The sequence below is a fragment of the Okibacterium sp. HSC-33S16 genome (assembly GCF_024171565.1).
Classification (GTDB): Bacteria; Actinomycetota; Actinomycetes; order Actinomycetales; family Microbacteriaceae; genus Mycetocola_A.
On sequence record NZ_JALJZZ010000003.1, the window covers coordinates 413,311 to 419,595 of the forward strand.

6 protein-coding genes are annotated in these 6,285 nt (G+C 64.0%); 4 read left to right on the plus strand and 2 right to left on the minus strand.

The window, feature by feature from the left end:
- Positions 1 to 54: 54 nt before the first annotated feature.
- From L1277_RS10315 to L1277_RS10325, 3 genes are read left to right on the plus strand one after another with little or no spacing between them, the layout of a single operon-like run.
- On the plus strand, positions 55 to 1,254 hold the full coding sequence (locus L1277_RS10315; protein ID WP_253376286.1) for an argininosuccinate synthase: 1,200 nt from the start codon (positions 55 to 57) through the stop codon (positions 1,252 to 1,254).
- A gap of 5 nt (positions 1,255 to 1,259) precedes the next feature.
- Positions 1,260 to 2,696 carry an argininosuccinate lyase gene (gene argH / locus L1277_RS10320; protein ID WP_253376287.1) on the plus strand — a complete coding sequence of 479 codons (1,437 nt, stop codon included), beginning with the start codon at positions 1,260 to 1,262 and terminating at the stop codon, positions 2,694 to 2,696.
- 2 nt (positions 2,697 to 2,698) lie between these two features.
- Positions 2,699 to 3,289 carry a DNA-3-methyladenine glycosylase gene (locus L1277_RS10325; RefSeq protein ID WP_253376288.1) on the plus strand — a complete coding sequence of 197 codons (591 nt, stop codon included), beginning with the start codon at positions 2,699 to 2,701 and terminating at the stop codon, positions 3,287 to 3,289.
- Positions 3,290 to 3,317: 28 nt separating this feature from the next.
- Here the strand turns inward: L1277_RS10325 and L1277_RS10330 are convergent, their stop codons facing one another.
- Entirely contained in the window at positions 3,318 to 3,926 is a 609-nt protein-coding gene (locus tag L1277_RS10330; protein WP_253376289.1) for a hypothetical protein, read from the minus strand.
- Positions 3,923 to 4,567: a SatD family protein gene (locus L1277_RS10335; RefSeq protein ID WP_253376290.1), complete on the minus strand. Its 645-nt coding sequence runs from the start codon at positions 4,565 to 4,567 to the stop codon at positions 3,923 to 3,925. Before L1277_RS10335 ends, L1277_RS10330 begins: the two co-directional genes overlap by 4 nt.
- 120 nt (positions 4,568 to 4,687) lie before the next feature.
- On the opposite strand from L1277_RS10335, the gene tyrS reads away from it, so the two are divergent.
- The gene (tyrS, locus tag L1277_RS10340; protein WP_374110213.1) at positions 4,688 to 5,995 is read left to right on the plus strand and encodes a tyrosine--tRNA ligase; all 1,308 of its coding nucleotides are present in this window, start codon (positions 4,688 to 4,690) and stop codon (positions 5,993 to 5,995) included.
- Positions 5,996 to 6,285 lie beyond the last annotated feature (290 nt).

The following is a 6,285-nucleotide window of genomic DNA, read 5'->3' on the forward strand; positions in this document are numbered from 1 at the left end:
CGCCAACAGCTTTACTAAACTATTTTTCACACGTATTACAAGGAGAAGAACGTCATGGCGGAACGCGTCGTACTCGCATACTCAGGTGGCTTGGACACCTCGGTTGGCATTGGCTGGCTGAAGGATGCCACGGGCAAAGAGGTCGTGGCGCTGGCCATCGACGTCGGACAAGAGGGCGAGGACATGGAGGTCATTCGCCAGCGCGCCCTCGATTGCGGTGCCGTTGAGTCCGTCGTGGTCGACGCTCGTGAGGAATTCGCCAGCGACTACCTGATGCCGGCGCTCAAGGCCAACGCGCTCTACCAGAAGCGGTACCCGCTCGTGTCGGCTCTGAGCCGTCCGCTCATCGCCAAGTACCTGGCCTCCACCGCCAAGGACCTCGGCGCTAACAGTGTTGCCCACGGTTGCACCGGTAAGGGCAACGACCAGGTGCGCTTTGAGTCGGCCGTGGCCGCGCTCGCGCCTGACCTCACCAGCATTGCCCCGGTGCGCGACCTCGCGCTCACCCGCGACAAGGCCATCGTCTACGCAGAGCAGCACAACCTTCCGATTGCACAGTCGAAGAAGAGCCCGTACTCGATCGACCAGAACGTCTGGGGTCGCGCCGTTGAGACCGGTTTCCTCGAGGACCCGTGGAACGCTCCGATCGAGGACCTCTACACCTACACGAAGAACCCGGCCGAGGCTGGCGCACCGACCGAGGTCGTCATCACCTTCGACCAGGGTGTTCCTGTCGCGTACGACGGCAAGTCGATCACCCCGCTCCAGGCCGTGGAGCTCATGAACCGCCTCGCCGGTGACCAGGGCGTCGGTCGCATCGACATCGTCGAGGACCGCCTCATCGGCATCAAGAGCCGTGAGGTCTACGAGTCGCCCGCGGGTATTGCTCTCATCACCGCTCACGAAGAGCTCGAGAACATGACCATCGAGCGCGACCTGGCCCGCTACAAGCGCACCGTTGAGTCGAAGTGGGCCGAGCTCGTCTACGACGGCCTCTGGTTCTCCGGCCTCAAGAAGGCGCTCGACGTCTTCATCGACGAGACCCAGAAGCACGTTTCGGGCGACATCCGCCTCAAGCTGCACGCCGGTTCCGCCGTCGTCACCGGTCGCAAGAGCTCGTCGAGCCTCTACGACTTCAACCTGGCCACCTACGACACGGGCGACACGTTCGACCAGTCGATGGCCAAGGGCTTCATCGAACTGTGGTCGCTGCCGAGCAAGATCTCGGCTCGTCGCGACGCCGGCCAGGAGTAGGCGCCATGTCGGGTGACGACTCCACCAACCGGGCGAGTGAAGCGGGAGCCCTCTGGGGTGGCCGCTTCGCCAGCGGGCCGTCACCCGAACTGGCTCGCCTGAGCAAGTCAACGCAGTTCGACTGGCAATTGGCCTCGTACGACATCGCCGGGTCCCGGGCGCACGCCACGGCGTTGCAGTCCGCCGGCTACCTCAGCGACGACGAACTGGCCGCCATGCTCGACGCGCTCAACCGTCTCGAAGCGGACGTCGAGTCGGGTGTCTTCACGGCAGCCGAAGCCGATGAAGATGTGCACTCGGCTCTCGAGCGCGGCCTCATCGAGCGTGCCGGGGCCGAGCTCGGCGGCAAACTGCGAGCCGGCCGCAGCCGCAACGACCAGATCGCTACCCTCGTCCGGCTGTACCTGTTGCAGCACTCGCGGGTCATCGGGCACCTTGTAGTGCAGCTCGTCGACGCCATCGCGTCACAGGCCGAGGTGCATGGCGACGCGCCGATGCCGGGGCGCACCCACCTGCAGCACGCGCAGCCGGTCCTGCTCGCGCACCACTTGCTTGCCCACGCCTGGCCGCTGGTTCGTGACCTTGAACGACTCGTCGATTGGACCAGGCGCGCCTCGGCGTCGCCGTATGGTTCCGGAGCGCTTGCGGGAAGTTCGCTTGGCCTTGATCCGCAACTGGTGGCATCCGAACTGGGATTGGATCGTCCGACCGAGAACTCGATCGATGCGACAGCCAGCCGCGACGTCGTCGCTGAGTTTGCCTTCGTGACCTCGCTCATCGGCATCAACCTCTCGCGGTTCGCCGAAGAGATCATCGTCTGGAACACCCGAGAGTTCGACTTCGTGACGCTCGACGACGGCTACTCGACCGGGTCGAGCATCATGCCGCAGAAGAAGAACCCCGACATCGCTGAGCTCGCTCGAGGCAAGGCGGGTCGGCTGATCGGCAACCTGACTGGGCTCCTCGCGACACTCAAGGGCCTGCCACTCGCGTACAACCGTGACCTGCAGGAAGACAAAGAGCCCGTTTTCGACACTGTTGAAACGCTCGAAGTGCTCCTCCCCGCCTTCACCGGGATGGTCGCGACGCTCACATTCAACACCGACCGTATGGCCGAGCTTGCCCCACAGGGCTTTTCTTTGGCGACGGATGTTGCGGAGTGGCTCGTGCGTCAGGGCGTCAGTTTTCGAGATGCGCACGAAATTTCCGGTGCTCTGGTGCGCTTCTGCGAACAGCGTGGTCTTGAATTGCACGAACCGGCAGATGATGACCTCGCCGGAATTTCGGAGCATTTGCTGCCCGCTGTTCGGGAGGTGCTCACCGTCGAAGGCTCAATCGCCTCACGCAATGGCGTCGGCGGAACCGCCCCGGACCGCGTCGCGGAGCAGCGCAACCAGTTGACCGAGCGCGTTCGAGTGTTGTCGCAGGCGCTTCGGGCGTAACAGTGTTCGAGCGTTCCTTCCTGGAGCGGCGGTCCGTCGAGGTCGCGCCGCACCTGCTCGGTGCCGTTCTTCGTCACACGACCGAGGACGGCACCGTCGGGGTGCGTATCACCGAGGTCGAAGCGTATGTCGGGCAGGGTGAGGACCCGGGCTCCCATGCCTTTCGGGGCAAGACCGCGCGCAACGCCAGCATGTTCGGGGAACCGGGGCATCTCTATTGCTACTTCACCTACGGTATGCACGTCTGCGCGAACATCGTCTGCTCGCCGGAGGGGATCGCCTCAGGATGTCTGGTTCGTGCGGGCGAAATCGTCGAGGGCATCGACCTCGCTCGCGCGCGCCGCACCACCTCGAAGAGTGACCGCGACCTCGCCCAGGGGCCGGCGCGACTCGTCGTCGCACTCGGCATCACTCTCGGGGACGACGGGAACGATCTCTTCGCTCCGCCGTTTTCGCTTGAGCGGTCACCCACGCCGGTTGACTTCCTGACCGGCCCGCGGACCGGCCTGTTCGGTGGGGCCGACCTGCCGTGGCGGTTCTGGATCCCGGGCGAACCCAGCGTCTCCCCATACAAAAGGCACCCGAAGGCTTGACCCCGTCCCGACCGTCGGCCGAATGGCGCTAGCTCAGCGAGAAGTAGAACAGGGCGGCGCTGCATGACGCCCAGATGAGGCTCGCGAACGTGCCGATGATGAAGCGCTCACGGGCTTCGGGTGCTTCGAGTTCGGTGAATCGTCCGACGCCCTTGATGGCGACGATGATGGCGATCGCTTCGGGGAACCCGGCCATGAGGGTGGCCGCGACGGCAAAGCGCTCGAGGTAGCCGATGGTGCGCCCGCCGCGGAGTACCTCGTGTTGCGAAGCGGGCGAGTTCGGGGCAAGCCCTTGGCGGTTACGGTTAGGTTCGGTCACGATGATGCCACCGAACAATCCGGGGCGAACCAGCCCGCGAGTGGAAAGCTTGAGGATGTAAGCGGTCGCGATGCCACCGCCGAGGATCGCGATTGCGAGCGAGAACACACCCAGGGTAATCAACACGCCGAGCGGAACAACGGGGGAGGGCAACGCGAGAAGCGCGACATCGAGTCCGAGGATCACGGCGGCCGCCGTGATCCAGCGCGGCCGCTGGCGCCAATGCGCGAGACCGATCACGCCGAGACACCCGGCGGCGAGCAGGAGAACGAGCACCCAGTAGATCGCTTCCGGAACCGCGCCGACGATGGGTGTCACGACGGGGCCTCCTCGCTGTCGTCGGTGGTGCTGCGGTTGATGGTGTCGAGTAGCCTAACAAGGGCCTCGGACGCCGCCCGTTCGACACGGATACCGGCGGCTCGAGCCCGGAGACTGGCGGCACCGGCCGTGATCCCGAGCTTCTCGGCAGACTCCGACTGGGTGAGCCCGGTGGAGAGCAGATCAAACAGTTCCCACCCTCCATCGGTGCGACGCTCGCGAAGGGTGAGCAACAGGGTGATCAAGGCTTCAACGTCACTGCCGTCAAGAGTCCCGGGGGCATGATCGTCGCTCGCGGCGAGTGTGAGAGCGAAACGGGTGGATTGTTTCTTCGCGCGAGTGACGGCATCCCGCGCAGCATAAAACGCCTCGCCGGTGGCTTCGCGCGTATCGGCGGGAAGCGGCTGGCGCACCCCGCCGATGCCGACGCCGACGCTCCACTCGCCGTCACGTGTCAGGTCAAGGATGAGTGTCAGGACGAGCTCTGGATCATCGGTGAGCAGTTGCAGTTCGTCACCAGCCGTGCGGTCGGCAGGCAGGAGCAAGCGCTCCCGATGGCGACTGTTGAGCCAGACGAGGGCGTCGGCGACCTTGTCAGCACCGTGGCGACTGGCCACCTGGTCTGCGGTAACCACGAACATGAGTGCCCCTTTTGTTTAGCCCACAAGCATAACTAGCTCGATATTAGGAAATTACCTAAACTATGTCAAGGGTGAGGTTCAGAGCTTACATCGGCACCAGGCCACGAGTGTCGCGCTGGTATCGTTTCCTCCGTGTCAACGTCACTACTTTCGAGCCAAGCGAACGACCCCTCCTTCGATGATATTTGGGAGGAACTCGTCTGGCGTGGACTCGTGCACGTCTCGACCGACGCGGCTGAGCTGAAAGAACTGCTCGCCGGCGACCCCATCACTTACTACTGTGGCTTCGACCCGACAGCTCCGAGCCTGCACCTCGGCAACCTTGTTCAGTTGCTGCTCATGCGCCGCATCCAGCTGGCCGGGCACAAGCCGCTCGGCCTCGTCGGCGGATCGACCGGACTCATCGGCGACCCGCGCCCGACCGCCGAGCGCACGCTCAACACGAGAGAGACCGTCGCCGACTGGGTCGAGCGCCTGCAGGGCCAGGTGTCCCGCTTCCTCAGCTTCGAGGGCGACAACGCCGCGCGCATGGTCAACAACCTCGACTGGACGGCGCCGCTCTCGGCCATCGACTTCCTGCGCGATATCGGCAAGTACTTCCGCGTGGGCACCATGCTCAAGAAGGACGCGGTCAGCGCGCGCCTGAACTCCGACGCTGGCATCAGCTACACCGAGTTCAGCTACCAGATTCTCCAGGGCATGGACTTCCTCGAGCTCTTCCGCAGTTACGGCTGTGTCCTGCAGACCGGCGGCAGCGACCAGTGGGGCAACCTCACCAGCGGTACCGACCTCATCCATAAGGCGGAGGGTAAGAGTGCCCACGCCATCGGAACGCCGCTGATCACGAACTCCGACGGCACCAAGTTCGGCAAGAGCGAAGGCAACGCCGTCTGGCTCGATCCCGAGATGACGAGCCCGTACGCGTTCTACCAGTTCTGGGTGAACTCCGACGACGCCGACGTGATCGCACGCCTCAAGGTCTTCACCTTCCTGAGCCGCGACGAAATCTCGCGGCTCGAGGAGGCCGTTGCCGCCGAACCATTCCGACGCGAAGCGCAGAAGAGGCTGGCATACGAAGTCACGTCCCTCGTCCACGGAATTGACGCAACGGATGCCGCGATCGCCGCGTCCGCCGCTCTCTTCGGCCAGGGCGAATTGGCGAGCCTCGATGCCCCGACTCTTGCTGCCGCAATTTCAGAACTGCCCCATGTCACGGCGGCGACGGGCACCGCGCTGACCCAGCTGCTTGTTGACACCGGTCTGACCTCGAGCATCGGTGAAGCACGTCGGGCCATTGCACAAGGCGGTGTCTACCTGAACAACGCCAAGGTGACCGATGACTCCGCCGTTCTCACCGAGACACTGGCCGGGGGAGTAGCGGTACTCCGTCGTGGCAAGAAGACCCTCGCCGGCATCTTCACCGGGTAGCGCGGGCTTCTTCCGCGAGTTTTCGCGGGCGAAACGAGCGACACGCCCGGGGTGCATTTGTGATTTGCGTGGCTGGGGAAATCGGACGTAGAGTAACTACTCGTCACCCCAAAGGTGCGGCTGAGCTTCGCTCGCCGGCCTCATGCGGGACCATCTCCCACACTGTAAAGATCACCAAGTTTTTGGTGGTTGTTGGTGTGGGTTTCCTTGCTCCTTTGAGGGGGTTGGATTGGGTTCGGAACTTTGGTTCTGGTCTGGTTCGGACTTCTGGAAAAGGGTGCTAAGGTAGA